We start from the raw sequence: 24488 nt of genomic DNA on the forward strand, positions 1-24488 counted from the left end.
GCCGTCCTCGCCGCCGCGCACCCCGGCGGGCCCGGCGCCGTCGGCATCGGCCTGGCCGACCCCGTCCGCTCCCCCGACGGCCTGCGCGGCGCCCTCGAACAGGCCCGCCACACCGCCGCGCTCGCCCAGCCCCGGCCCGGCAGCATCGAGGTCGCCGAACCCGACCACCTCGTCTCGCACCGGATGCTCCTGGCCGCCGTCCCCCCTGACGTGTCGAAGGCGTTCCGCACCCGCGTCCTCGACCCGCTCCTCGAATACGACGCCCGGCACCGCTCCGACCTGCTGCCGACCCTGCGGCGGTTCCTCGAATGCGACGGCTCCTGGCGCCAGTGCGCCGTGAGCCTGCACGTCCACGTGAACACCGTCCGGTACCGCATGCGACGCGTCGAGGAGCTCACCGGCCGCGACCTGCGCAACCCCCTCGACCGGATGGACCTCGCACTGGCGGTCAGCCTCGACTGACCGCCCCGACAGCGGGCGGCGCAGGGGGCGCCGCCGCAGCATCCCGCCGCGAGGCGGGACCATCGAAGGGGGAGCAACACATGGGGAACACCGCGGGGCTCGTGCTCGCCGCAGGCGCCGGAAGGCGCTTCGGCCAGCCCAAGGCCCTCGTCCAGTACGACGGCCGCAGCCTGCTCGACCGGGCCGTGGCGACCTTGCGCGACGGCGGGTGCCGCCAGATCCTGGCGGTGCTCGGCGCCGGGGCCGAGCAGGCGCTGTCGGCGGCGACGGAGGCGTTCACGCCGGTGCTCAACCGGCGCTGGGGGCAGGGGCTGTCGACGTCGCTGAAGGCGGGGCTCGCCGCCGTCCCCGAGCGCTACGACGGGGTCGTCGTGACCCTCGTCGACCAGCCGCGCATCGAGGCCGAGGCGGTCCGGCGGCTCATCGCGGCCGCCGACGAGGGGGCCACGGTCGCGGTCGCGACGTACGCGGGACGGCGCGGCCACCCGATGTACTTCGCACGCGAGCACCTCGACGGCATCGCCGACGGGGCCGCCGGCGACCGGGGGGCCCGCGACTTCATCGCCGCGAACCCCGGCCTGGTGCGCGAGGTCGCGTGCCCGGGCGACCCGATCGACGTCGACACCCCGGCCGACCTCGAAGCGCTCCAGCACCCGAGCCCCGCTTAACGAGCGGGCCTGATCGCGCACTGCTGCCAGCGTCGTCAGCGGTGCGTCAAACGCCCCTCAGGCCTAGAACCAGAGGTCGATCTCGCGCTTCGCGGACTCCTCGGAGTCCGAGGCGTGCACCAGGTTCTGCTGGTTCGACAGCGAGAAGTCGCCGCGGATCGTCCCCGGCTCGGCCTTGCGGCCGTCGGTGGCGCCGGCGAGCTTGCGCACCACCGGGATCGCCTCGTCCCCGGCCACGACCAGGCTCACCAGCGGACCCGAGGTCATGAAGTCCTTCAGGCCCTCGTAGTACGGCCGGCCCACGTGCTCGGCGTAGTGCGCGTCCGACAGCGCCGCGTCCATGGTGCGCAGCCGCAGCTCCTCGACGCGCAGGCCCTTGCGCTCCAGGCGGGCCAGGACTTCGCCGATGAGCCCGCGCCGGACGGCGTCGGGTTTGATCAACACGAGCGTGCGCTGCTCGGCCACGTGAAACTCCTTGTAAGCGTCTGTCGGATTAGTGGCTGCCATCGTAAGCGATGTTGTGTCCGTTGCCTCACCCACGTACGATTCACGTTGAAACCCGGTTTCCCAGTTGCGGATGAGGTGTCCCAGATGCCCTCGAGACAGCCACCCCGTCCCGCCCCGCGGCCTTCCAAGGCCCCCAGCCGGGGCGGCGCCAAGGGCGGAGCCGCTCGCGGCGGGGCGAAAGGCGCCGCCGTCAAGGGCGGCGCCGCGCGCAAGGCGGCGCCCCTGAAGGCGCAGCCGCGCGGCAACCAGCGGCAGCAGGCCCGGGGCATGACCGCCGAGCAGCTGCGCCAGCAGCGCCTCCAGATGGACCAGCAGCGGCGGCAGAATCAGGCCCGCTGGTGGGCGATCAACCAGCACGCCATGAAGGACCTCCACTCGCGCCAGCACCACGCGGCCGGCGGCGAGGCGATCGGCACGGTCCTCAACGCGGACAGGCGGATGCGGTGGCGCACTTCGCGGGCGATCGGCGCCATCACTTTACTGATCCTGGCGTTCTTCTTCGCGTCCATGGCGGTCGGCGCGCAGAGCGTCGGCATCGCCGTGCTCGCCTTCGGGTGCCTGGCGGGCACCATCGCGTTCTTCACCGTCGAGCACTCGGCCCGGCGCTTCCCGCAACCGGTTCCCGCGCCGCCGCTCATCGGGCAGCACCGGCTCGAAGACCTCATCGTCGAGGACGACCCGCCGCGCCCCGCCCCGGTGAGGCAGCCCGAGCGCGGCTCGCTCGACGACCTGTTCGAGCCGAACCGGCCCGAGACGGAACCGCTTCCGCCGCAACCTGAACCGGAACCGGACCAGGCCGCCGCGGCGCCGACGATCGTCGTCCCCGTCGTGGTCCCGGTCGAGGAGCCCGAACCGGCTAAGGCCGAACAGGCCCCGGCGCCGGTCGAGAAGCGGCCCGAGGAGACCGTGCCGGTCGAGGACGAGCCCGTCGCGGCCGATGTCATGGCCATTGCGCTGGCGGTCGAGGAGCCCTCTGAGCCCTTGCCGACGAGGCCCGTTGCGGTCGAACCGGGCGAGGATTCCCCCGAGCCCGGGTCGGTGGTGCCCGATCCGGGTGCCCCCGCTCCGCCGCTGTTCGTCGTGTCCGAGGCCCTGAAGGCCGCCTCCACGCCGGTCGAGGAGTCCCCGGTCCTTGAAGAGCCGCAAGCGGATCCGGTGGTCGAGACTGAACCGGTCGAGACCGCTGCAGCGGAGGTCCCCGAGCGGCCCGTCGACTCGGCGTCCTCCGAGTCCGCGCCGCTGCCCGCGGACCCGCCCGCGGCGTTCACGCTGCCGAGCGAGCAGATCGGCGGCGGCCCCGTTACGGAGATCATCGTCGGCGAAGTGCCGGCCGAGGAGCCGTCGCCGCCGAAGGGCCCGATCGCCGAGGCCGCGACGCGGCTGCGCTCGCCGTCCCCGCCGAAGCCGCGGACCTCCGAGGAGGGCAGCAGCCTCGCGCGCGACCTCGCCGAGCTGCTCCTGTCCGAGGAGCGCCTCGGCGGCACCGACGTCACCGACGTGGCCGCGACCCTCGTGGTCACCGACCTCCAGCGGTCGGTCGAGTTCTACACGGACGCTTTGGGTCTGGCGATCTCCGACCGGACCCCGGAGGCGGCCGTCCTCGACGCCGGGTTCGGGAAGATCCTGCTGTGGGAGCGCCCCGACGCGCCGCCCGGCGAGACCGGGATCATGCACCTCACCTTCGAGGTCGGCGACATCGACGCCGCGTTCACGCAGATGAACGAGGCCGGCGTCCAGTTCCTGCACCTGCCGCGCACCGCGCTGCTGGGCCAGAACTACGAGATGCGCGCCGCCGCGTTCCGCGACCCGGACGGGCACGGCCTGGCGATCACCGAGCACCGGGAGCGCGACTAGCGACCGTTCGAGACCCGTTCCCGCCCTTGCGAAGGGGAGTGCCCATGCTCATCGTCGGCGAGATCCACACCGCGCTGCTGCCGCATTCGCGGCCGCTGACGCCCGAGGAGGCCCGCGCGGCCCTGTCGCTCGCGGTCGGCGAGACCGTCGTCCAGTGGGCGCGCCCGGTCCCGCACACGGCCTCGCCGACGCTCCTGCACGGCGTCGACTGCAGGCTGCCGCTCGCGCCCAAGCAGGACAACCCGCACGCCGACGAGCAGTCGGCGAACGGGGCGGTCCGGGCCGTCGGCACCGTCTGCTCGCGGGCGGTCCTCACCGGCGGGCACCTCCTCCAGGGCTCGGCGTGGACCGCGGTCGCGCCGCCGTCGCGGCCGCGGCGGATGCCCTGGTCGTACTACCTGGCGCGGCCCGGGACGCTGGAGACGATCGGGAACTTCGAGGCCGAGCGGCTCGCGCGCGCGTTCCTGACCGCCGAGAACCGGCGCGACCGGTCCGAACTCCTCGACACCGCCGCGATCGCGCGCCACTCGATCCACGACGTGCTCGCCCGGCCCGTCCTCGACCAGCGCCCGCCGGTCAAGACCGGGTCGACCCGGCTGCGGTGGGCGGCCATCGCCGACCCCGGCGCCGGGCGCGCGGTCGCGTTCCGCCTGGTCGGCAACGACAGGCGGCGCATGAGCATGGTGACCGGCGTCGTCGCCCCGGAGCAGATCGCCGCGGCCGCAGAGGATCTCGCGGTTCACGACTGGCTCCTGACGGCCGTCGCGGCGCGGATCGCGCTCGCGAAGATCGGCGAGGACCCGCGGCACACGCTGCGCACCCTCCGCCCGGTCGTCGACCACCTGATGCACCTGTGGTCGGCGGGCGCGCGGACCTCGCGGGACCTGGAGTTCCTGTGGGACTCACTGGAACGGCGCCCGGGCCTGTCGCGGCAGTGGGCGACCATGACCGAGCGCGTCCGGTCCCAGATCGACTACGGCGCCGCCGATCTCGCCGCGAAGATGCTCGACATGATGGAGCAGAACCAGCGCCAGGGCGGCGCGCCCGACCACTTTCTCCGCTAGAGCGGGCCCTGGAAGATGTAGGACAGCCGGTCGACCAGCTCGGCCGGCAGCGTCATGCCCTCGCGCTCGGCGGACTTGCGGATCGACTCCAGCGCACCGGGATCGGGGCGCACGCTCCCGCAGATGACGCGCACCGCGTGCTCCACTTCGAGGAAGTCCACCGACAGGACCGACACGGTCCGGTACGCGGGGAACGGGAACGCCTTCGCGTTCAGCTGGAGGATCGGCGGCATCTCCGCCCACCGGTCCGGGAACCGGCTCCCCGGGAGGCGCTGCCCGGGCGCGTGCCCGTGCTCGGCCGGCACCAGCGACTCCACCGGCTCGGGCACGCCGATGCGCCGGCCCTGGTCGCGCAGCACGCCGAGACGAAGCAACTGCCAGACGGCGGCGAGCATCGGGCACGACCAGCGCCGGCCCTCCGGCGTCTCGTTCCACAGCTCGACGTCGAGGAACACCGAGTGCTCGCGCTTGGCGTTCTGGCTCGGCGGGATCCACCGCAGCGGCGCGCCCATCGCGATCCCGCGCGGCTTCGGCGTCGGCACCCCGTTGGGCAGCCAGCCGAGGTCCGAGACCGGCGGGCGCGAGCCGTTCGTGCCCGGCGGCGGCTCGAACACGATCCGGTCGGCCACGAGCCCCGCGAGGTCCAAGGCGCCCATGCGGTCGCACGACGACTCGCGCGCCAGATAGTCGATGCGCAGCCCCGCGTCCGCCGCGGCCTCGACCACCGTGGCGATGAGCTGCTCGGGCTCGGGCAGGTCCTGGTGGAAGTAGTCGTCGACCAGGTAGCAGGTGGAGACGCGGGGCGTGCGGCCGCCGAGGCGCTTCGTCAAAGCCTCGGTGGTGCCGTGCACCCACGCCGCGGCCGAGGCCATCTCCTCCTTGAGGGCGTCGGGCCGGGCAAGGTCGTCGGCGTACAGGTGCCCCACCTCGATCGACAGGTGCGACATGCCGAACCGCTCGGTGCGCTGCTTCGCGCTGGTCTCCTCGTACGTCATTCGATCCCCCGCACGCTCGCTTCGAGTCCGGGCACGAACAGCTCCTCGGCCGAGCGCACGGCGAGGTCGGCGAAGGCCCGGACGGTCTCCTGGTTCGCGATCCGCAGCGTCACCGTGTCGGCGTCGGTGATGATCTGCTCGCGCCACTGCAGGACCGGGTCGAGGGGGACCGACCCGAGGAGGTTCATGCGCCCCAGCTTGAGCCGGGCGGCCATCTGGTGCAGGTCGGCGTCGATCTTGCGCAGCCACCGGATCTGGGTGGCCTCCAGGCCCGACAGGTCGGCGCCGTCGGGGTCGACGACCGCGGTGCGCACGTAGCGGATCGAGGCCAGGAGCTTGCGCTGGTACTCCTCGCCGTACGACTTCGCGGTCTCGACCAGGCCGTGCCCGCCGTAGACGAGCGAGTGCGCGGCGATGACGTGCTGCTTGGTCCAGCGGTGGTAGACGATCCAGCGCCACGGCAGGTTCGCCAGCTCGGGCCGGGCGGTCGCGGCCATGACCATCTCGGTGGCGTGCGAGCGGCCCGCGGACAGGTCGACGATGACGAGGTCGTACTCGCGCGAGAGCTCTTGCAGGAGTTTGACGCAGCGGTCGACGGTGTGCTCGTCGCCGGGGAACTCCGAGCCGTCGGCGTCCCCGGGGCACAGGACGAGCTCCCCCGCGCCGTCGGGGCGGGCCTGGAGCTCGGCGCGGTCGCTGACGGCCCACACCGAGTGCCGCTCCGGCTCGGAGGCGAGGTCCTGGAGGTACTCGTGGACGCCGTTGCCGTACGTGCCGTGCTCCAGGTCGTCGATGCCGAAGATCGCACCCGCCGTTGGGGACCCGAAGTCGAAGTCCACATAGCACACGTTCATGCCCTGGACGGCGCGCCGGTACGCCAGGTTGCACGAGGAGACCGACCGGCCCGTGCCGCCCTTGTCCGAGGTCGCGAACAGCAGCATCGTCACACTCCGGTCTCGGCGTCGCGGCCGGCCGCGATGAGCCGGTCGAGGTCGATGAGGGCCTTGACGCCCAGGGAGAAGGCGGTGGCGGGCCGCTCGTCGACGACCTCCTTGGCGTGGCGGATCGTCAGCCCGACCGAGCGGATCTCCTGCGCCAGCGCGGGACCGGCGTTCCCCGAGCCGCGCAGCAGCTCCTGGTCGTAGATGTGCTCGGCCTCCACGAGCAGCTCGTGCGCCAGCTCCTCCAGGTTCCTGGAGCGGGCGGGCTGGGAGCCCGCGAACTGGGCGGCCAGCACCATCGCCTCCACGACGCGGATCGTGAAGTGCCAGGACGGGTCCGAGAAGAAGTTCGGCAGCTCGGTGAAGACCTGCTGCGGCTGGTCCCACAGGCGCGAAGCGAGGCCGTCGCGGATGCGCCTGCGCGCCAGGTGGTCCCACACGAGGTCGGCGACCTGGAGGAGCTGGGCGCGGGCCTCGATGGTGACCAGGAGCCCGGCGGCGTCGTAGATGCGCTTGAGCAGCAGGGGCGCGAAGTCGACCATGTTCCAGATCATCGGCGGGCCGTCGAGCTTCTCGATGCCGGCGAGTTCGGCCCGCACGCCGGGGAAGTGCATCTCGACGGCGCGGTCGCCGACGAGCGGGCGGCGGGTGATGCGGCCGCGGTTGGCGAGCTCGACGAGGACGTTGGAGAGGCGGATGAGGTCGTCGTCGCCGCCGCGCTGGGAGCCGAAGGTCTCGGTGGCGACGGCGCAGACGAGGAGGCTGTAGTAGTCGTACTCCAGGCCGTCGGTGGTGCGCCAGGGGACGTCTTCGAGGGGCCACTTGGAGCCGCCGCCGAAGGAGGCGACCATGGCCCAGTAGCGGCGGGTGACGTCGAGGCGGATCTGGAGCGACTGGGCGAGGCGGCGCTCCTCCTCGGTGAGGAGGTTGCGGCGCATGACCCGGTCGGAGAACAGGGTCGCGATGGCTTCGAGGGCGACCACGGTGAAGTAGAGGTAGGGGGCGTCCTCGGCGCGGCCGAGGCGCTGGGTGGAGGTGTCGGTGACGTCGGGGATGTCGGGGGCCTTCTCGACGACGGACCAGGACCAGCCGATCTCGAAGAGCTTGGTGGGCGCCTCGACGCCGGCGGTGCCGCCGGAGCCGACGGTGATGGTGCGCAGGGTCGCGATGATCTCCTCGGCCTCGTCCCTGAAGCGGCGCACGATCTTCCGGTCGGGCTGGCCGTCGACGTTGATGAGGGCGATGAGCTGGCGCCCGAAGTCGTCGTCGGCGTCGAAGGTGGACACGGCGAAGGACCGCAGGAGGCCGGTGATCGCGCCGAGGAGGCGGCGGTGGACGGCCTTGTGGACGTGCTTGAGCTCCTCGACGAGGTCGGCGCGGCCCATGCGGTCGACGGTGGGGGCGAAGTCGCTGAGGAAGGTGAGCGCGGTGAGGCTCAACGGGATCGAGAGGGCGAAGCCCTCGGTGACGTCGATGGCGCGCTGCTCGGGGAGGGCCTTCTGGGTCTTGTCGACGCGGTGCATGTTGGCGCCGCCGGAGTAGACGGGGACGCCCTCGGCGTCGACGTGCTTCTCCATGTAGTCCCTGATGAGCCGCATGATCCGGATCGGCACCTCGACGGCGTCGCCGAGCCCGGAGAGCGCTTCGAGGACGGCGTCGCTGGTGGCGTCGGGGTCGGCGTACCGCAGGTCCGGCAGCTCCTGCGCGGGGTAGAGCAGGCACAGCAGCTGCTGCGCGTCGCCGACGGCGTCAGAGGGGTTGCGCCCGCCCCAGTGCCACTCCCGGCGCCTGGACCCGTCCTCGGCGGGGCGCCAGCTGTAGGCCACCTGGGCCTTCCAGATGTCGAGGAGCTGTTGCCGAGGCTGCATCTTCACAGGGGACCACCGCCGTGCGCTCAGGGCCGAAACGGACAGCTTCACTATGGCACGGTGTTGCGACGCAACCGGACTCGCAGAACGTGTGTTGTCGGCTACCCGACAGTCGCAGGACGGACGCGACTACCGGGGCGGGAGGTGCCGCCGGAGTGTCAGGCCTTGAGTTCGTAGACGCTGCAAGGGACCTCGTATACCGGGACCGTGGTCTCGCGTTCGAGGGTCATGCCGAGCTTCTCGGCGACGCGCACGGAGGCGGCGTTCTCGGTGTGGATGCAGGAGACGATCCGGTCGAGCCCGAGGTCGCCGAACGCGAAGCCGATCACGGCGCGGGCGGCCTCGGGGGCGTAGCCGCGGCCCCAGCGGTCGCGGGCGACGCGCCAGCCGACCTCGACGGCGGGGAGGATCTCGGGCAGGAACGCCGGGGTCGCGAGGACGCCGAGTCCGACGAGGTCGCCGGTGGCGCGTTCGGACAGCGCGAAGGCGCCCCAGCCGTGCTCGTCCCAGTGCGCGGCGACCTTGGCGCACAGCGCCTCGGTCTGCTCCGGGGTGCGCGGCTCCCCGTATCCGATGTAGCGCATGACCTCCGGGTCGGCGTTGATCGGCGCGAGGGCCGCCGCGTCGGCGGTGGCCAAGGGGCGCAGGAGGAGGCGTTCGGTCTCGATCTCCATGCTCACCGCTTCGGGGGCTTCGAGAGCTGGTGCTTGACGTGCCAGCAGTAGAGCCACACGAGGGCGAACACGATCCCGGCGGCGCCGAGGGACCAGTGGAGGGGCCAGCAGGCGATCACCGCGACCTGGAGGACCGCGCCGGCGGGCCAGATCCACGGGCGCTTCGCCATGCCCGCCAGGACGATCGCGACCACGGTCAGGATGCCGATCGCGATCGTCGCCGGCGCGGGGTCGTCGAGGATCATCCGCATCGGGACGATCGCCAGCAGCAGCGCGAGGGCCTCGAACGCGAGGGCCATCGCCGCGAGGCTGCGCGCGGCGCGGGCCGGGTCCTTCAATCCCGAGCGGTTCGGGTCCGGTTCGGTCTCGGTCACGTCGTCAGCCACGGCGGCCCACCAGGATCTTGCGGGCGTCGGCGACGGTGAACACCGAGCCGGTGATGAGCACGCCCCCGCCGGACTCGTACAGGTCGTCGGCTTCTTCGGCGAGTTCGATGCCGCGGGCGACCGCGTCCCGGATGTGCGGGTACACGTGCACGCGCTCCTCGCCGAAGACCTCCACGGCCATCTTGGCGAGCGTCGCGGCGGGCATCGCCCGGTCCGACGTGGACTTGGTGATGACGATCTCGTCGAGGACGCCTTCGAGGAGTTCGAGCATGTGGTCGACCTCCTTGTCGGCGAGCATCCCGACGACGCCGACGAGCTTGCGGAAGTTGAACTCCTCCTCGACGGCCTTCGTCATGGCCTCCATGCCCGCCGGGTTGTGCGCGGCGTCGAGGATGACCGCGGGCTCGGACCTGACGACCTCCAGGCGGCCCGGGGACGTGAACTCCGCGAACGCCTGCCCGACGACCTCCGCGTCGAGCGCCTTCGGCTCGCCCGCTCCGAGGAGCACCTCGACGGCCGCGAGCGCCAGCGCCGCGTTGTGCGCCTGGTACTCGCCGTGCAGCGGCAGGAACAGGTCCTGGTAGCGGGCCGCGCGCGTCTCGATCGTCACCAGCTGCCCGCCGACGGCGACCTCGCGGGAGGTCACCTCGAAGCCGCGGCCCTCGGGCACGAGCTTCGCGCCGACCGACTGGGCGCGGCGCAAAAGCGGCTCCATCGCCGAGCGGTCCTGCGCAGAAGTCACGAGGGTCGAGCCCTCGTGGACGATCCCGGCCTTCATCGTCGCGATCTCGGCGAGGGTCTCGCCGAGCCACTTGGTGTGGTCGATCCCGATGGGGGTGATGACCGCGACCTCGGCGTTGAGGACGTTCGTCGAGTCGGTCTCGCCGCCGAGCCCGACCTCGATGACGCCGACGTCGATCGGCGTGTCCGCGAACGCGCCCATGGCGAGCGCGACGGTCATCTCGAAGTAGGTGAGCGACTCGGTCGCCTCGCGGTCCACGAGCTCGGCCAGCGGCGCGATCTCGTAGTACTGCTGGGCGAGCTTCTCAGGGCTGATGGGCTCGCCGTCGACGCAGATCCGCTCGGTGACGTCGTTGAGGTGCGGCGAGGTGAACATGCCGGTGCGCAGGCCGTGCCCGCGCAGGAGCCGCTCGATCATGCGGGTGGTCGACGTCTTGCCGTTCGTCCCGGTGATGTGGACCGACCGGAACGACCGCTGCGGGTCGCCCATCATGTCGAGCAGCTGCTTGATGCGGTCGAGCGTGAAGTCCCAGCGGGAGAACCCGCGGGCTTCCAGTGCCGCTTCGACTTGCGCGAGTTCGGCGTTCAATGTGGTTGTCCCCCATTAGGAAGAGGCGGCCGGGGCCGGAGCGGCCCCGGCCCCCGCTACGCGAGTCGTTCGAGCTGCGCGGTGATGCGCGCGATGTCGGCCTCGGCGGTCGCCTTGCGCGCCTTGATCTTGTCGACCACGGCGTCGGGCGCCTTCGCGAGGAACGCCTCGTTGCCGAGCTTCGCGGTCGTCCCGGCGATCTCCTTCTCGGCGACCTTCAGGGCCTTCTCCAGGCGCGCCCGCTCGGCGTCCACGTCGATCGAGCCGGACGTGTCGAGCGCGACCGTCAACCGGTCGGACACGGCGAGCTCGGCGGTGGGCGCGAAGCCCTCCCCGGCGGGTTCGAGCTTGACGAGGCCGCGGATGAACGGCTCCTCGTCGGCGAGGCCGACCGCGTCCAGGCCCGTGAGGCGGGCCGGGAGCGGCAGGTTCTGCTTGAGGTCCTGGTCGGAGCGGAACCGGCGCACCTCGGTGACGAGGTGCTGGAGCGCGGCCACGGCCCGCTCGGCCTCGCCGTCGGTCCCGGCCGGGACCGGCCAGGCGGCGACGGTGAGCGAGTCCCCCTGCTCCTCGGTGCCGGTCAGGTTGAGCCACAGCTCCTCGGTCACGAACGGGATCACCGGGTGCAGCAGGCGCAGCAGCTGGTCGAAGACGTGGCCGATGACGCGGCGGGTGTCCTCGGCCCGTCGGCCTCCCGCGGCGAGCACGGGCTTGGTCAGCTCCAGGTACCAGTCGAAGACGTCGTCCTTCGCGAAGTGGTACAGCACGTCCATGGCCTTCGCGAACTCGTACGTCTCGAAGTGGCCGTCGACCGCGGTGATCGTGTTCGACAGGCGCGAGAGGATCCACCGGTCGATCAACGACGGCTCCGCGGGCAGGTCCCCTTCGAGGGTCGCGCCGCTCATGAGCGCGAACCGGGTCCCGTTCCACAGCTTGTTGCAGAAGTTCCGGGCGACCTCGGCCAGCCCGATCGACGCGATCGCGTCCGCGCCGGGGTTGGCGTCGCGCGCGAGCATGAACCGCAGCGCGTCCGCGCCGTACTGGTCCACCACTTCGAGCGGGTCGATGCCGTTCCCGGAGGACTTCGACATCTTCTTGCCGTGCTCGTCGCGCAGGAGCCCGTGCAGGAACACCTCGCCGAAGGGCGCCTTGCCCATCGCGTACGTCCCGAACATCATCATCCGCACGACCCAGAAGAAGATGATGTCCCAGCCGGTGACCAGCACCGCCGTCGGATAGAACTTCTCCAGCGCCTTCGTGTCCTCCGGCCAGCCGAACGTCGAGAACGGCCACAGGCCCGAGGAGAACCACGTGTCGAGCACGTCCGGGTCCTGCACGTAGCCCTCCGGGGCGCTCTCGCCCGGGCCCACGCACAGCTCTTCCCCGTTCGGGCCGTACCAGATCGGGATGCGGTGGCCCCACCACAGCTGGCGCGAGATGCACCAGTCGAGCAGGTTGTCCACCCAGGAGAAATAGCGCTTCTCCATCTCCGGCGGGTAGATCTTCGTCTCCCCGGAGCGCACGGCGTCCCCGGCGGCCTTCGCGAGGCGCTCCACCTTCACGAACCACTGCTTCGACAGGCGCGGCTCCACCGTGGTGTCGCAGCGCTCGCAGTGCCCGACCGCGTGCATGTACGGGCGCTTCTCCGCGGTGATGCGGCCTTCGGCGCGCAGCGCGGCGGCGATCGCCGAGCGGGCCTCGAACCGGTCGAGCCCCTGGAACGGGCCGTGCGCGGTGATCACGCCGCGCTCGTCCATGATGAGGATCGACTCCAGGCCGTGGCGCTGGCCGATGGCGAAGTCGTTCGGGTCGTGCGCGGGGGTCACCTTGACGGCGCCGGTCCCGAACTCGGGGTCGACGTGCGAGTCGGCCACGATCGGGATGCGGCGGCCGGTGAACGGGACCTCCACGGTGGTGCCGAGCAGGTGCTTGTAGCGCTCGTCGTCGGGGTGGACGGCCACGGCGGTGTCGCCGAGCATCGTCTCCAGGCGGGTCGTGGCGACCACGATCGAGTTCTCGCCCTCGCCGTAGCGCATGGACACGAGCTCGCCCGCGTCCTCCTGGTGCTCGACCTCGATGTCGGAGAGCGCGGTCATGCAGCGCGGGCACCAGTTGATGATGCGCTCGGCGCGGTAGATCATCCCGTCGTCGTACATGCGCTTGAACATGGTCTGCACCGCGTTCGAGAGCCCCTCGTCGAGGGTGAACCGCTCGCGGTCCCAGTCGACGCCGTCGCCGATCTTCTTCATCTGGGAGGAGATGCGGTCGTGGTAGACGTCCTTCCACTCCCACACCTTGTCCACGAACGCCTCGCGGCCGAGGTCGTGGCGGGACAGGCCCTCCTTGTCGGCGAGCTGGCGCTCCACCACGTTCTGGGTGGAGATGCCGGCGTGGTCGGTGCCCGGCAGGAACAGCGCTTCCTTGCCGCGCATGCGCTCGCGCCGCACCAGCGTGTCGATGAGGGTGTGGTCGAGCGCGTGCCCGAGGTGGAGCTGCCCCGTCACGTTCGGCGGGGGGATCACGATCGCGTAGGGCTCGCGGTCGGAGTCGTCGGCAGCCTTGAACCGGCCGTCGGCTACCCACTTCGCGTAGCGTCGCGCCTCTACCTCTACGGGCGCGTACGTCTTCGGCAGGTGGGTTTCCGGGGCCGGTGTCTGCTCAGCTGCGTCTGTCACCGCTCCAGTCTACGAAGCCGCACGGCGGGAAGGCGAAGAGGTTTAGCCGGTGTCGCCGAGAACGCTCCGCGCGGCCGAGGCCACGTCCGTCTCGCCGTTCGCGACGGCCTCTGCCAGCGCCTCGGTCACCTTGTAGCGCTCGCGCAGGGCCGCGTCCACGCGGGCGCGGATCTCGGCGGCGGCCCGGCGGCGGCGCGTGTCGGCGAGGCGGTCGCCCTCGGAGAGCCAGTCGTGGTGCTTGGCGATGGCGGCGACGAGGTCGTCGACGCCCTTGGCCTCGGAGGCGACGGTGGTGCAGACGGGCTGGCGCCATTCGCCGCTCTCGCGGCGGACGAGGCTCATCATCGCCTTGAGGTCGCGGACGGTGCCGTCGGCGCCGGGCCGGTCGGCCTTGTTGACGACGTATATGTCGGCGATCTCCACGACTCCGGCCTTGACGGCCTGGATGCCGTCGCCCATGCCGGGGGCGAGCAGCAGGAGGGTGGTGTCGGCGAGGGAGGCGATCTCGACCTCGGCCTGGCCGACGCCGACGGTCTCGACGATGACCACATCGAAGCCGAGCCCTTCGAGGAGGCGCACGCCCGCGGTGGTGGTGGCGGTGAGGCCGCCGAGGTGGCCGCGGGTGGCGACCGAGCGGATGTAGACGCCGTCGTCGAGGGCGTGGTCGGCCATGCGGACGCGGTCGCCGAGGATCGCGCCGCCGGAGAACGGGCTGGAGGGGTCGACGGCGAGGACGCCGACGCGCAGGCCCTGGGTGCGCCAGGCGGCGATGAGGGCCGAGACGAGCGTGGACTTGCCGACGCCGGGCGAGCCGGTGATGCCGACGATCTGGGCGTCGCCGCCCTTGACCAGGCCGGCGAGCTCGGCGGCGTCGCCCGTGTTGTTCTCGACGATCGTGAGGAGGCGGGCGGTGGCCCGGCGGTCGCCCGCGCGGGCCGCCGCGACCATGTCGTGCAGCCCCATCAGGCTCCCTTGAGGACGATCGCGTCGCCCTGGCCGCCGCCTCCGCACAGGCCGGCGGCGCCGAGCGCGCCGGGGGCGAGCTGGCGGGCGAGGGTCTGGGCGAGGCGGGCGCCGGAGGCGCCGATCGGGTGGCCGAGGGCGATGGCGCCGCCGTCGGGGTTGACGCGGCCGAGGTCGACGCCGAGGGTCTCGGCGGAGGCGAGGACGACGGCGGCGAACGCCTCGTTCATCTCGACCACGTCGAGGTCGGCGGCGGTGAGCCCGGCGAGGCCGAGGGCCTTCGCGATGGCGTTGGCGGGCTGGTCGAGCAGCGAGTTGTCGGGCCCGGCGACCGAGGCGTAGGCGAGGATCTCGGCGGTCCAGGCCCAGCCGTTGGCCTCGGCCACGGACTTGCGGGCGAGGACGAGCGCGGAGGCGCCGTCGGAGATCTGGGACGCGGAGGCGGCGGTGATGGTGCCGTTCTCGGTGAACGCGGGGCGCAGCTGCGCGAGGCTCTCGGGGGTCGACTCGGGGCGGACCCCCTCGTCGGCGTCGACGTAGCCGCGGCGGGTCTCGACGGGGGTGATCTCCTCGGCGAGGCGCTCGGCGGCCTTGGCGGCCTTCTGGTGCGAGTCGGCGGCGAACGCGTCCTGGGCTTCGCGGGTGATCGAGCGGCCCTTGAGGTGGCGTTCGGTGGACTCGCCCATGGAGATGCCGTCGTAGGCGTCGGTGAGGCCGTCGTGGGCGAGGTGGTCGAGGAGGACGGCGTCGCCGTACTTGAAGCCGCGGCGCGAGCCGGGCAACAGGTGCGGGGCGCGGCTCATCGACTCCATGCCCCCGGCGACGACCACGTCGGCGGCCCCGCCGCGGATCAGCTGGTCGGCGAAGCCGACCGCGGTGAGCCCGGACAGGCACACCTTGTTGACCGACAGCGCGGGGATGCGCATGGGCAGCCCGGCGGCGACGGCGGCCTGGCGGGCGGGGTTCTGGCCGCACCCGGCGGGCAGGACCTGCCCGAGGAGGACCTGGTCGACCAGGTCCCCGCTGACGCCGGCGCGTTCGATGGCGGCTCTGATCGCCGTCCCGGCCAGGTCGGTGGCCGGGATGTCGGCGAGCGCCCCGCTGAAGCGCCCGATGGGTGTCCGGGCGGCGGCGAGGATGACGGTTGCGTCGTTCATGGCGGACCTCCGTTGGTCTATAAGGTCGATCGTATGACGTTCACGGACGGAATCGGATTGCGGCGCATCGATCACGTGGGCATCGCGGTGCCCGACCTCGACGCGGCCCTGGAGTGGTACGAGGGCGCACTCGGCGGCCGGGCGGTGCACCGCGAGGTCAACGAGGCGCAGGGGGTCGTCGAGGTGATGGTCGCGTGGCCCGGCGGCGGCGCGCAGGTGCAGCTGCTCGCGCCGCTGACGCCGGAGTCGACGATCGCGAAGTTCCTGGGGACGCGGGGGCCGGGTCTCCAGCAGCTGGCGTTCACCGTCGAGGACGTCGAGGCGGCCGCCGAGGCGCTCCGCGCGAAGGGCGTGCGGCTGCTGTACGAGGAGGCGCGGAGCGGCACCGGCGGGTCGCGGATCAACTTCGTTCACCCCAAGGATGCGGGGGGCGTGCTGGTCGAACTCGTCGAACCCGCATAGGGCCCTTGCAGGTCAGGGGCGGGAGTCACCGATAGTGTCGGATAGATGACGCCATTCGGGTGATACCTGGACGACACCGAAACTTCACCGCGTTCGACTTCCGTGTCGTTCCAAGGGATTCGCCCGATTTGCGGCTAGTGTTGCGGGTGGTTCGCCCTCCACAAACCCCTGACCTTGCTGTCGACATTCCCATTCGCGTCTGCAAGTATTGGTCCATGTCGCAGCAGCCCTCCAGCAGTACCTTTTTCGACAACGACCAATCGGTGCCGGAATTCCCCGTGCAGTTGCGGGGTTACGACCGGCACCAGGTGGATGAGTTCATCCAGAAGAACCTGGCGAAGCAGAAGCAGACCGAGTCGCAGCGCACGGAGGCCGAGCAGCGCATGACCGACGCGCAGCGTCGTCTGCGCCAGGCCGAGCAGCGCATCCAGGGTCTCGAGCAGCGCCTCGCCGAGCAGCAGAAGCAGCTCGAAGAGAACACGCGCCCGACCCTGTCCGGCCTCGGCACCCGCGTCGAGCAGATCCTGCGCCTGGCCGAAGAGCAGGCCAACGAGCACCGCGCCGAGGCGAAGCGCGAGACCGAGGGCATCCTCTCGGCCGCCCGCCTTGAGTCCCGCGAGATCGCCGACGCCGCCCGCGGCGAGGCCGGCTCCCTGAAGCAGAACGCCGAGCGCGAGGCCAACGCCCTGCGCACCCAGGTGGAGCGCGAGGTCGCGGAGCTGCGGACCAACGCCCGCCGCGAATGCGAGACCCTCCGCGCCGACGCCGAGCGCGAGACCAAGCAGCTGCGCACCGCGACCGGCCACGAGGTCGCCGAGCTCAAGGCCTCCGTCGAGCGCGAGGTCGCGACCCTCCGTGCCACGGCGGACCGCGAGATCACCCAGCTGCGCGCCAAGGCCGCCCGCGAGGCGGAGGAGAAGCGCGCCGAGGCCGCGAAGCTCTTCGCCGAGGCGAAGGAGAAGCGCGACAAGGACCTCCAGGCCCTCGACCTCGAACTGGCCGAGCGCAAGGAGAAGGCCGAGCGCGAGGAGTCCGACCGCCACACCCGCGCGGTCGCCGAGACCCAGAAGCTCGTGTCCGACGCCGAGAACCGCGCCCGCGACGCGGAGGAGCGCGCCAAGTCCGCGGAGACCCGCGGCGAGGAGAAGCGCTCCGAGGCCGACAAGTACGCCGAGGACACCACGTCCAAGGCGAAGAAGGACGCGAACAAGCTCGTCACCGACGCGAAGGCGGAGGCCGAGCGCCTGCTCGCCGACGCCAAGTCCGACGCGGAGCGGGTCACCAAGGACGCCGAGTCCAAGGTGTCCGAGCTCACCGCGAAACGCGACCAGGTGCAGGAGACCCTGCGCAACCTCAGCGGTCTGGTCAGCGGCGCCCTCGGCGGGGCGCTCGGGCAGCAGGACGGCGACAAGTAGAAAAACCCGACGAACAAGTAAACCTGGCGAATCCGCGTTACCGTCGAGACCTACGACAGTGAAGAATGATCGTAGGCGTAGGTCGACGGTGGAGGAACCACAGCTCGGCCGCGTCCCGTCACATCCGGTCCCTATCCGGAGGTGGCGGGACGCGGCTTACGTGAGGATGAGGGCATGGCGCGTGAAGACAGACTCGACGATTCCGAACTCCTGACCGGTTTCGATGAGGGCGGACCCATCGACCGGGGGTTCGAGACGGCCCTGCGCGGTTACGACAAGCGGCAGGTGGACCGGTACCTCCAGCAGATGCAGCTCCAGATGGACACGCTCGCCGGCGAACGCGCGGAGGCCCTCGCGCAGATCGACCGGCTCGTGGTCCAGATCCAGCAGCTGCAGGCCCAGATCCAGGAGCTCAGGCGGCGCTCCGCCGCGGGCGACAACGCCTCCTACCGGCACCTCGGCGTGCGCATCGAGCACATGCTCACCCTCGCCGAAGAGCAGGCCGAGGAGATCAAGGCCAACGCGCATGCGCAGACCCAGCACCTGCACCAGCGGGCCGACCAGCGACTCCGTGACGCCGAAGCGCAGATCGAGCAGGCGCGCAAGGACTTCGAGACCACGTTGAAGGCCCGCCGGGCCGCCGCCGAGAAGGCCGAGGCCGACCGGCGCGCCATCATCGACGCCGAGATCAACAAGCGGGCCCGCGAGGCCCAGTCGATGGTGGACCAGGCGAAGGAGCGCGCCGCGGTCCTCGTGGCCGAGGCCGAGCAGGACGCCGAGAACAAGCGGGCCGCGGCCGACGAGCAGACCCGGCAGCTGGTCGCTCACGTCGAGCGCCTGCGCACCGAGGCCCAGCAGCTCAAGGACGACGCCGCGGTCAACGCCGAGCAGGCCGTCGCCGAGGCCCGCGAGAAGGCCGACCGGATCGCCGCCGAGGCGGACGCCGAGGCCGAGCGCAAGCGCGCCGAGCACGAGGCCGAACTGCGGGACCTGCGCACCGAGGCCGTCGAGAACCTGGAGCGGTTCAAGCAGGAGACCGAGACGTTCGCGCAGACCGTCCGCACCGAGGCCGAGAACGAGGCCACGCGTCTGCGCGCCGAGGCCGCCGACAGCGCGACCCTGACCCGCACCGAGGCCGCCGACGAGGCCAAGCGCCTCCGCCAGGAGGCCCAGCAGCGCATGGAGGAGGCCGAGGCGGAGGCGCAGCGCGTCACCGCCGAGACCGAGGAGAAGGTCGCCGTCCTCGCCGCGGAGGCCGACGAGGCCGCCCGCACCCAGCGCGAGACCGCCGAGGCCGAGGCCCTGCGGCTCACCGAGGAGACCGAGCGCGAGACCCAGCGCCTGCGCGACGAGGCCGCCTCTGCGGGCCGCCAGGAGCGCGAGGCCGCCGAGACCGCCGCCCGCCGCCTCACCGAGGAGACCGCCGAGGAGACCGAGCGCCTCCGCGCCCAGGCCTCCACCGAGGCCGAGCGGATCACCGCCGAGGCCGCCGCCGAGGCGTCCCGCCTCCGCGAGCACGCCGACAAGGCGAAGGTCGAGGCCGAGGCCGACGTCGAGCGCGCCCGCGCCGAACTCGCCGAGATCGAGGCCGAGCGCGAGCGCCTGGTCGCCGACGCGAAGGCCCAGGCCGAGCAGATCCTCGCGCAGGCCGGCCTCGATGCCGAGCAGATCCGCACCGACCGCGACCAGTACGTGGCCGAGGCCGAGAAGAAGGCCGAGAACGCCAAGCGCCGCGCCGAGGAGCTCTCCAAGTCCGCCAAGCAGACCGCGGCGCGCGACTCCGAGGCGATCCTCGCGACCGCGCGCGCCCAGGCGAAGAAGCTCGTCGAGGAGGCCCGCGCGGGCCGCACCGAGGAGCCCGCCGCCGAAGGGGCCGTGAACAAGCCGGCGACCTCCCGCAAGCGCCCCCAGAACGGCGGCAAGCAGGCCAGCACCAGCGAGACGGCGGCCGAGAAGGTCTCGTCCTCGTAAGCGAGCGAATGGAAGGGCCCCGCACCGGATTCGGTGCGGGGCCCTTCTACTACCGGAGGGAGTCCAGAGACTCCTAACTGGTGGACGCCTTCTCGGGCGCCTTGTCCGCGTCCGGTTTCGCCGCGCGCTTGGCCTCGCCGGAGCCGCCCGGGGTGACCCCCACGAGCGGGACGTTGCCGCCGCCGGTCGAGCGCTTCTTGTTCCACACGTCGAACAGGACCGCGGCGAGCACGACCAGGCCGAGGATGACCTGCACGGTGTCGGTCGCGATGCCCAGGACCGTCATGCCCTGGTTCATGATGCCCATGACCAGGCCGCCGATGACGGCGCCGATGATGGTGCCCACGCCGCCGGTGACCGACGCGCCGCCGATGAACGACGAGGCGATGGCGCTCAGTTCGAGGGCCTCGCCCGCGCCCGGCGTCGCCGAGTGCAGGCGGGCGGTCACGATGACGCCGGCCAGGCCGGACAGGGCGCCCATGATCACGAAGACCCAGAACGTGGTCTGCTTGGTCTTCACGCCGGAGAGCAGCGCGGCCTTCTCGTTGCCGCCGCCCGCGTAGATGTGGCGGCCGAAGACGGTGCGGTTCGCGATGAACGTGAACAGCAGGACCAGCGCCAGCAGGATCCAGCCGATGATCGGCAGGCCCTTGTACGAGTAGAACGTGTACGCCGCCACCAGGATGACCGCGGCGACCAGGACCGTCTTGACGAGCCACGCGGCCTGCGAGGTGCCGACGATGCCGGCCTTCGCCTGCCGGGAGCGCCCGCGCACCTGGAGGAACACGAACAGGGCGGCGCCGAGGACGCCGAGCACGAGCGTCGGCAGGCGCAGGTCCGCCCCGGCGACCTCGTACCCGGAGGCCAGGCTGTTGAAGGTGCCCTGGGTGCCGATGGTCTCGGCGTCGAGGACCTTCAGGGTCAGGCCGCGGAAGATGAGCATGCCCGCGAGCGTCACGATGAACGCGGGGATCCGCACGTACGCGATCCAGAAGCCCTGCCAGACGCCGATGAGGGCGCCCAGGCCGACGGCGACGGCCACCGCGAGGTACCAGGGCAGGTCCCAGTGCGAGAGCGCGATCGCCGAGACGGCGCCGCAGAACGCGAGGACCGAGCCGACCGACAGGTCGATGTGCCCGTTGACGATCACCAGCATCATGCCGATCGCGAGGATCAGGATGTACGAGTTCTGGAGGATCGCGTTGGTGAGGTTCTGCGCGGTGATGAAGTTCTGGTTCTGGAGTGCCACGTCGAGCACCTGGAACAGGATCATGATCAGCACGAGCGCGATGATCATGCCGTAGGCGCGCAGGTTGATGTTGCGGATCGCGCCGAGCAGACTCGGGCGCGGCTTGGTCTGGACGGTGCTCATTGGCGTTGCTCTTCTCCCCCGCCGGCGGTCTCAAGGGTCATGAGACGCATCAGCTCTTCCTGTGTGGCATGTTCCCGGTCGACCTGACCGGTGATGTGCCCGGCGCTCATCGCGTAGATGCGGTCGCACATGCCGAGCAGCTCGGGCAGTTCGGAGGAGATCATGAGGACCCCCTTGCCCTGGTCGACCAGCCGGTGGATCAGCTCGTAGATCTCGTACTTGGCGCCGACGTCGATGCCTCGGGTCGGCTCGTCGAGGATGAGCAGCTCGGGTTCGGTGAACACCCACTTGCCGAGCACGATCTTCTGCTGGTTGCCGCCGGAGAGGTTCCCGGCGAGCTGGTAGACGGACGGCGCCTTCACCCCGAACTCCTTGCGGAGCCGCTCGGACACGAGGTTGACCTTGTCCTGGTCGACGACCCCGCGCCTCGACAGCCGGCCGAGGCCGGGGAGGGTGAAGTTCTCGCGGAGGTCGTAGTCGAGGTGCAGGCCGTAGTGCTTGCGGTCCTCGGTGGCGTACGCCAGGCCGGCGTCGATCGCCTCGGGGACGTTCCGCAGTGCGAGCGGCTTCCCGTCCATGACGACCGAGCCGGAGATGTTGGACCCCCAGCTGCGGCCGAACAGGCTCATGGCGAACTCGGTGCGGCCGGCGCCCATGATCCCGGCGAGGCCGACGATCTCGCCGCGCGCGACGTTCAGGCTGGCGCCGTTGACGATGACGCGGTGGCGCTGCTCCGGGTGGTGGACGGTCCAGTCCGACACCTCGAAGAAGACGTCGCCGATCTTCGGCTCGTGCGGCGGGTACAGGTGCTCCAGGTCGCGGCCGACCATGGCCTTGATGAGCCGGTCCTGGGTGACGGCGTCCTCGACGGTGTCGAGGGTCTCGATGGACTTGCCGTCGCGCAGCACGGTGATCTGGTCGGCCACCGCCAGCACCTCGCCCAGCTTGTGGGAGATGATGATGCTGGTGACGCCCTCTTCGCGCAGCTGGCGCAGCAGTTCGAGGAGGTTCTCGGAGTCGGTGTCGTTCAGGGCCGCGGTGGGCTCGTCGAGGATCAGCAGCTTGACGCTCTTGGAGAGCGCCTTGGCGATCTCGACGAGCTGCTGCTTGCCGACGCCGATCTTCTCGACCAGCACGGCCGGGTTGTCGTGGAGGCCGACCTGCGCCATGAGGCGGACGGCCTCGGCGTTGGTGCGGTCCCAGGAGATGATGCCGCGCTTCTTCTGCTCGTTGCCGAGGAAGATGTTCTCGGCGATGGACAGCTCGCCGACGAGGGCCAGCTCCTGGTGGATGATCACCACGCCGGAGGCCTCGGAGTCGCGGATGCTGCGGAACTCGGCGGGCTTGCCGTCGAACTCGATCTCGCCCTCGAAGTCGCCGTGGGCGTAGACGCCCGACAGGACCTTCATCAGGGTGGACTTGCCGGCGCCGTTCTCGCCGACGAGCGCGTGGATCGTGCCCCGCTTGACCCCCAACTCGACCCCGGACAGTGCGAGCACGCCCGGGAACCGCTTGGTGATCCCCCGCATTCGGAGGATGTCTTCAGACATGAATTCGTCCTATGTGACTGAATTGACTGCTCTGGGGAGAGAGGTTCGGGGGCGCCCAAAGGCGGGCGGGGCGCCCCCGAGAGAAAGGTCGTGCGGGTCGGCTAGGCCAGGTCGGCTTCGTCGATGTAGCCCGAGTCGATGAGCTCGGCCTGGTAGTTGGTGACGTCGACGCTCACCGGCTCCAGCAGGTACGCGGGGACGACGTGGTCGCCGTTGTCGTACGTGGTGTCGTCGTTGATCTCGGGGTCCTTGTCGTCGAGGACCGCGACGACCATGTCCACGGTGACGCTCGCGAGCTCGCGGGTGTCCTTGTAGACGGTCATGGCCTGCTTGCCGTCGATGATGTACTTCACCGAGTCGACCTCGGCGTCCTGGCCGGTCACGACGGGCATCGTGGTGTAGCCCTGGCCGTCCAGCGCGGCGATGATGCCGCGGCTGATGCCGTCGTAGGGCGCGAGCACGGCCTGGACCTGCTGGCCGCCGGTGTAGAACGAGGTGAGGATGGTCTCCATGCGGTCCTGGGCGACGGCGCCGTCCCAGTTCTCGGTGGCGACCTGCTCCAGCGCGGTCTGGCCCGACAGGACGACGAGCTGGCCGCCGTCGATGTAGGGCTGGAGGACCTCCATCGCGCCGTTGAAGAAGTACTTGGTGTTGTTATCGGTCAACGCGCCGGCGAAGAGCTCGATGTTGAACGGGCCGGCCTCGCCCGCGGCCAGGCCGAGCTTCTCGACGATGTAGGTGCCCTGAAGGGTGCCGACCTTGGTGTTGTCGAAGCTCGTGTAGTAGTCCACGTCCGGGGTGTCCAGGATGAGGCGGTCATAGGCGATGACGGTGACGTCCGCCTCCTTCGCCTGGGCCAGGACGCCGTTCAGGGACTTGTTGTCGATCGCGGCGATGACCAGCACGTTGACGCCCTGGCCGACCATGGTCTCGATCTGGGAGACCTGGTCCGCGGCCACATCGTTCGCGTACTGGAGGGTGACCTCGTAGCCCTGGTCCTCGAACGAGGCCTTCAGGTTGTCACCGTCGGCGATCCAGCGCTCCGAGGTCTTGGTCGGCATCGCGATGCCGACCTTCTTCCCGGACGAGCCCGAGTCGCCGTCCTCGGAGGCGCACGCAGAGGCGGTGAGGGCGACCGCGGCCGCGCCGACGGTTCCGGTAAGCAGGTGGCGTCGGTTGACGTTCATCTGTTAGTACTCCTTCGTACCGGGCGCAGTCGGGGCATGACCGACGTCGCCCTGGGGTCAAGACGGATTCGATAGTTCAACGTTTTTCCACAACCGTCAACAGCGACTGCGTCTCGTGTCCGAATCGTTGCATTTCCATTTCACCGAATTCCGACACTCGATCCCCACAGGGCACATCGGACTTCGGCACGCCTAAAGATTATGACCGTCCGTACCGGTCTCGTCACCTGATCGTGCCACATCCAGACGGCCGACTACCGCTCGACCGATCGGATGGGATAGCCTCACATTTAGTGCCAAATCACGACACCGATCAGATGACCCCCTGAGGAGGTGAGGATGTCGAGCACCCAGACCGTCGGACCCGCAGCCGTCCACCGTTTACTGCACCGGGACACGGTGTGCAGCGTTTTCAGCGGCACCGTCGCGGCCGACCCCACCGACCTCCTGTGCGTGACCGTCGCGCACGAGCGCGTCGACGGCTCCAGGCGCGAGGTCTTCCTCGAATGGGCCGCGAAGCTCACGGGCCTCGCCGCCCACCCCCATCTCTCCCCCTGTAGCGCGGTCGGGCTCACCGAGAACGGACGCCCCTACCTGGCGGTGGGCACCGCCAGGCGCACCCTCGCCGACCTCCTCGCCGAGCAGGGCCCCATGCGCCCCGGGCAGGTGCGCGCCCTCGGCGTGGGTCTGAGCGACGCCGTGGCGGTCTACCACCGCGCCGGCCTCATCCACGGCGCCATCCAGCCCTCGCACATCCTGGCGGGCTCGGGGCACCACCTGCGGCTCACCGCCTACGACGTCACCGCCCCCGTCCTGGCTGCCCCCCTCCCCCCCTCCCCCTACACCGCCCCCGAGCACCTCGACGCCGCCGTGGCGGGCGAGGTCGCGGCCAGCCCCGCCGGCGACGTGTACGCCCTCGCCACCGTCCTCTACGCCGCCCTCGGCGGGCGGCTGCCGTGGGTGCGCCACGCCCGCGAGGACGCCGCC

The 24488-nt window shown here is 71.1% G+C and carries 21 protein-coding genes; 8 read left to right on the top strand and 13 right to left on the bottom strand.

Going from position 1 to position 24488, the window contains the following annotated elements:
* Together DI269_RS20305 and DI269_RS20310 are read left to right on the top strand one after the other, a co-directional pair.
* A partial coding sequence (locus DI269_RS20305) for a PucR family transcriptional regulator (RefSeq protein WP_198667588.1) occupies positions 1–462 on the top strand: 462 nt, incomplete at its 5' end.
* Between the two features lie 80 nt (positions 463–542).
* Positions 543–1130, top strand: coding sequence for a nucleotidyltransferase family protein (locus tag DI269_RS20310; RefSeq protein ID WP_112139215.1), 588 nt, complete (start codon positions 543–545; stop codon positions 1128–1130).
* Positions 1131–1193: 63 nt separating this feature from the next.
* Here the strand turns inward: DI269_RS20310 and ndk are convergent, their stop codons facing one another.
* Positions 1194–1595 (bottom strand): nucleoside-diphosphate kinase, encoded by a 402-nt coding sequence (ndk, locus tag DI269_RS20315; RefSeq protein ID WP_091053701.1) that lies wholly within the window; start codon positions 1593–1595, stop codon positions 1194–1196.
* A gap of 126 nt (positions 1596–1721) precedes the next feature.
* Between ndk and DI269_RS20320 the strand changes: the two genes are divergently transcribed.
* Both DI269_RS20320 and DI269_RS20325 read left to right on the top strand, forming a co-directional pair.
* Complete coding sequence (locus DI269_RS20320) at positions 1722–3491, top strand: VOC family protein (protein WP_112139219.1); 1770 nt, start codon at positions 1722–1724, stop codon at positions 3489–3491.
* Between the two features lie 44 nt (positions 3492–3535).
* The gene (locus DI269_RS20325) at positions 3536–4555 is read left to right on the top strand and encodes an SCO2521 family protein (RefSeq protein ID WP_112139221.1); all 1020 of its coding nucleotides are present in this window, start codon (positions 3536–3538) and stop codon (positions 4553–4555) included.
* Here the strand turns inward: DI269_RS20325 and DI269_RS20330 are convergent.
* The 9 genes from DI269_RS20330 to DI269_RS20370 all read right to left on the bottom strand — a co-directional run bounded on the left by DI269_RS20330 (position 4552) and on the right by DI269_RS20370 (position 15544).
* On the bottom strand, positions 4552–5550 hold the full coding sequence (locus DI269_RS20330; RefSeq protein WP_112139223.1) for an SCO2522 family protein: 999 nt from the start codon (positions 5548–5550) through the stop codon (positions 4552–4554). The genes DI269_RS20325 and DI269_RS20330 overlap by 4 nt on opposite strands.
* The gene (locus tag DI269_RS20335; protein ID WP_112139225.1) at positions 5547–6491 is read right to left on the bottom strand and encodes an SCO2523 family variant P-loop protein; all 945 of its coding nucleotides are present in this window, start codon (positions 6489–6491) and stop codon (positions 5547–5549) included. Before DI269_RS20335 ends, DI269_RS20330 begins: the two co-directional genes overlap by 4 nt.
* 2 nt (positions 6492–6493) lie before the next feature.
* Positions 6494–8359, bottom strand: coding sequence for an SCO2524 family protein (locus DI269_RS20340; protein ID WP_157975118.1), 1866 nt, complete (start codon positions 8357–8359; stop codon positions 6494–6496).
* 158 nt (positions 8360–8517) lie between these two features.
* Positions 8518–9033 carry a GNAT family N-acetyltransferase gene (locus tag DI269_RS20345; protein WP_112139229.1) on the bottom strand — a complete coding sequence of 172 codons (516 nt, stop codon included), beginning with the start codon at positions 9031–9033 and terminating at the stop codon, positions 8518–8520.
* Between the two features lie 2 nt (positions 9034–9035).
* A complete protein-coding gene (locus tag DI269_RS20350) occupies positions 9036–9419 on the bottom strand; it encodes a DUF4233 domain-containing protein (protein ID WP_198667589.1) in 384 nt (127 codons plus the stop codon).
* Positions 9412–10749, bottom strand: coding sequence for a bifunctional folylpolyglutamate synthase/dihydrofolate synthase (locus DI269_RS20355; protein ID WP_112139231.1), 1338 nt, complete (start codon positions 10747–10749; stop codon positions 9412–9414). The genes DI269_RS20350 and DI269_RS20355 overlap by 8 nt, the downstream gene beginning before the upstream one ends.
* 56 nt (positions 10750–10805) lie before the next feature.
* Positions 10806–13424, bottom strand: coding sequence for a valine--tRNA ligase (locus DI269_RS20360; protein WP_112139233.1), 2619 nt, complete (start codon positions 13422–13424; stop codon positions 10806–10808).
* 42 nt (positions 13425–13466) lie between these two features.
* Positions 13467–14387, bottom strand: coding sequence for a methylmalonyl Co-A mutase-associated GTPase MeaB (gene meaB / locus DI269_RS20365; protein WP_112139235.1), 921 nt, complete (start codon positions 14385–14387; stop codon positions 13467–13469).
* Complete coding sequence (locus DI269_RS20370) at positions 14387–15544, bottom strand: acetyl-CoA C-acyltransferase (protein WP_112139237.1); 1158 nt, start codon at positions 15542–15544, stop codon at positions 14387–14389. The genes meaB and DI269_RS20370 overlap by 1 nt, the downstream gene beginning before the upstream one ends.
* A 33-nt stretch (positions 15545–15577) precedes the next feature.
* On the opposite strand from DI269_RS20370, the gene mce reads away from it, so the two are divergent.
* The 3 genes from mce to DI269_RS20385 all read left to right on the top strand — a co-directional run bounded on the left by mce (position 15578) and on the right by DI269_RS20385 (position 19392).
* Positions 15578–16006, top strand: coding sequence for a methylmalonyl-CoA epimerase (mce, locus tag DI269_RS20375; RefSeq protein ID WP_112139239.1), 429 nt, complete (start codon positions 15578–15580; stop codon positions 16004–16006).
* A 215-nt stretch (positions 16007–16221) separates the two neighbouring features.
* Positions 16222–17421: a cell division protein DivIVA gene (locus tag DI269_RS20380; protein WP_112139241.1), complete on the top strand. Its 1200-nt coding sequence runs from the start codon at positions 16222–16224 to the stop codon at positions 17419–17421.
* 174 nt (positions 17422–17595) lie between these two features.
* The gene (locus DI269_RS20385) at positions 17596–19392 is read left to right on the top strand and encodes a DivIVA domain-containing protein (RefSeq protein WP_112139243.1); all 1797 of its coding nucleotides are present in this window, start codon (positions 17596–17598) and stop codon (positions 19390–19392) included.
* 73 nt (positions 19393–19465) lie between these two features.
* Here the strand turns inward: DI269_RS20385 and mmsB are convergent, their stop codons facing one another.
* The 3 genes from mmsB to chvE form a co-directional block, all read right to left on the bottom strand.
* Entirely contained in the window at positions 19466–20764 is a 1299-nt protein-coding gene (gene mmsB / locus DI269_RS20390; protein ID WP_112139245.1) for a multiple monosaccharide ABC transporter permease, read from the bottom strand.
* The gene (mmsA, locus tag DI269_RS20395; RefSeq protein ID WP_112139247.1) at positions 20761–22314 is read right to left on the bottom strand and encodes a multiple monosaccharide ABC transporter ATP-binding protein; all 1554 of its coding nucleotides are present in this window, start codon (positions 22312–22314) and stop codon (positions 20761–20763) included. The genes mmsB and mmsA overlap by 4 nt, the downstream gene beginning before the upstream one ends.
* A gap of 101 nt (positions 22315–22415) precedes the next feature.
* Entirely contained in the window at positions 22416–23501 is a 1086-nt protein-coding gene (chvE, locus tag DI269_RS20400; RefSeq protein WP_112139249.1) for a multiple monosaccharide ABC transporter substrate-binding protein, read from the bottom strand.
* Between the two features lie 339 nt (positions 23502–23840).
* On the opposite strand from chvE, the gene DI269_RS20405 reads away from it, so the two are divergent.
* A partial coding sequence (locus DI269_RS20405) for a protein kinase domain-containing protein (RefSeq protein WP_232822839.1) occupies positions 23841–24488 on the top strand: 648 nt, incomplete at its 3' end.

The organism is Glycomyces dulcitolivorans, assembly GCF_003265355.1.
Lineage (GTDB): Bacteria > Actinomycetota > Actinomycetes > Mycobacteriales > Micromonosporaceae > Glycomyces > Glycomyces dulcitolivorans.

Excerpts from the sequence above, each read along its gene's own strand:
- DI269_RS20310 (WP_112139215.1), top strand. The coding sequence starts at position 543 with ATGGGGAACACCGCGGGGCTCGTGCTCGCCGCAGGCGCCGGAAGGCGC.
- DI269_RS20320 (WP_112139219.1), top strand. The coding sequence starts at position 1,722 with ATGCCCTCGAGACAGCCACCCCGTCCCGCCCCGCGGCCTTCCAAGGCC.
- DI269_RS20325 (WP_112139221.1), top strand. The coding sequence starts at position 3,536 with ATGCTCATCGTCGGCGAGATCCACACCGCGCTGCTGCCGCATTCGCGG.
- DI269_RS20330 (WP_112139223.1), bottom strand. The coding sequence starts at position 5,550 with ATGACGTACGAGGAGACCAGCGCGAAGCAGCGCACCGAGCGGTTCGGC.
- DI269_RS20335 (WP_112139225.1), bottom strand. The coding sequence starts at position 6,491 with ATGCTGCTGTTCGCGACCTCGGACAAGGGCGGCACGGGCCGGTCGGTC.
- DI269_RS20340 (WP_157975118.1), bottom strand. The coding sequence starts at position 8,359 with ATGCAGCCTCGGCAACAGCTCCTCGACATCTGGAAGGCCCAGGTGGCC.
- DI269_RS20345 (WP_112139229.1), bottom strand. The coding sequence starts at position 9,033 with ATGGAGATCGAGACCGAACGCCTCCTCCTGCGCCCCTTGGCCACCGCC.
- meaB (WP_112139235.1), bottom strand. The coding sequence starts at position 14,387 with ATGGGGCTGCACGACATGGTCGCGGCGGCCCGCGCGGGCGACCGCCGG.
- DI269_RS20370 (WP_112139237.1), bottom strand. The coding sequence starts at position 15,544 with ATGAACGACGCAACCGTCATCCTCGCCGCCGCCCGGACACCCATCGGG.
- mce (WP_112139239.1), top strand. The coding sequence starts at position 15,578 with ATGACGTTCACGGACGGAATCGGATTGCGGCGCATCGATCACGTGGGC.
- DI269_RS20380 (WP_112139241.1), top strand. The coding sequence starts at position 16,222 with ATGTCGCAGCAGCCCTCCAGCAGTACCTTTTTCGACAACGACCAATCG.
- DI269_RS20385 (WP_112139243.1), top strand. The coding sequence starts at position 17,596 with ATGGCGCGTGAAGACAGACTCGACGATTCCGAACTCCTGACCGGTTTC.
- mmsB (WP_112139245.1), bottom strand. The coding sequence starts at position 20,764 with ATGAGCACCGTCCAGACCAAGCCGCGCCCGAGTCTGCTCGGCGCGATC.
- mmsA (WP_112139247.1), bottom strand. The coding sequence starts at position 22,314 with ATGTCTGAAGACATCCTCCGAATGCGGGGGATCACCAAGCGGTTCCCG.
- chvE (WP_112139249.1), bottom strand. The coding sequence starts at position 23,501 with ATGAACGTCAACCGACGCCACCTGCTTACCGGAACCGTCGGCGCGGCC.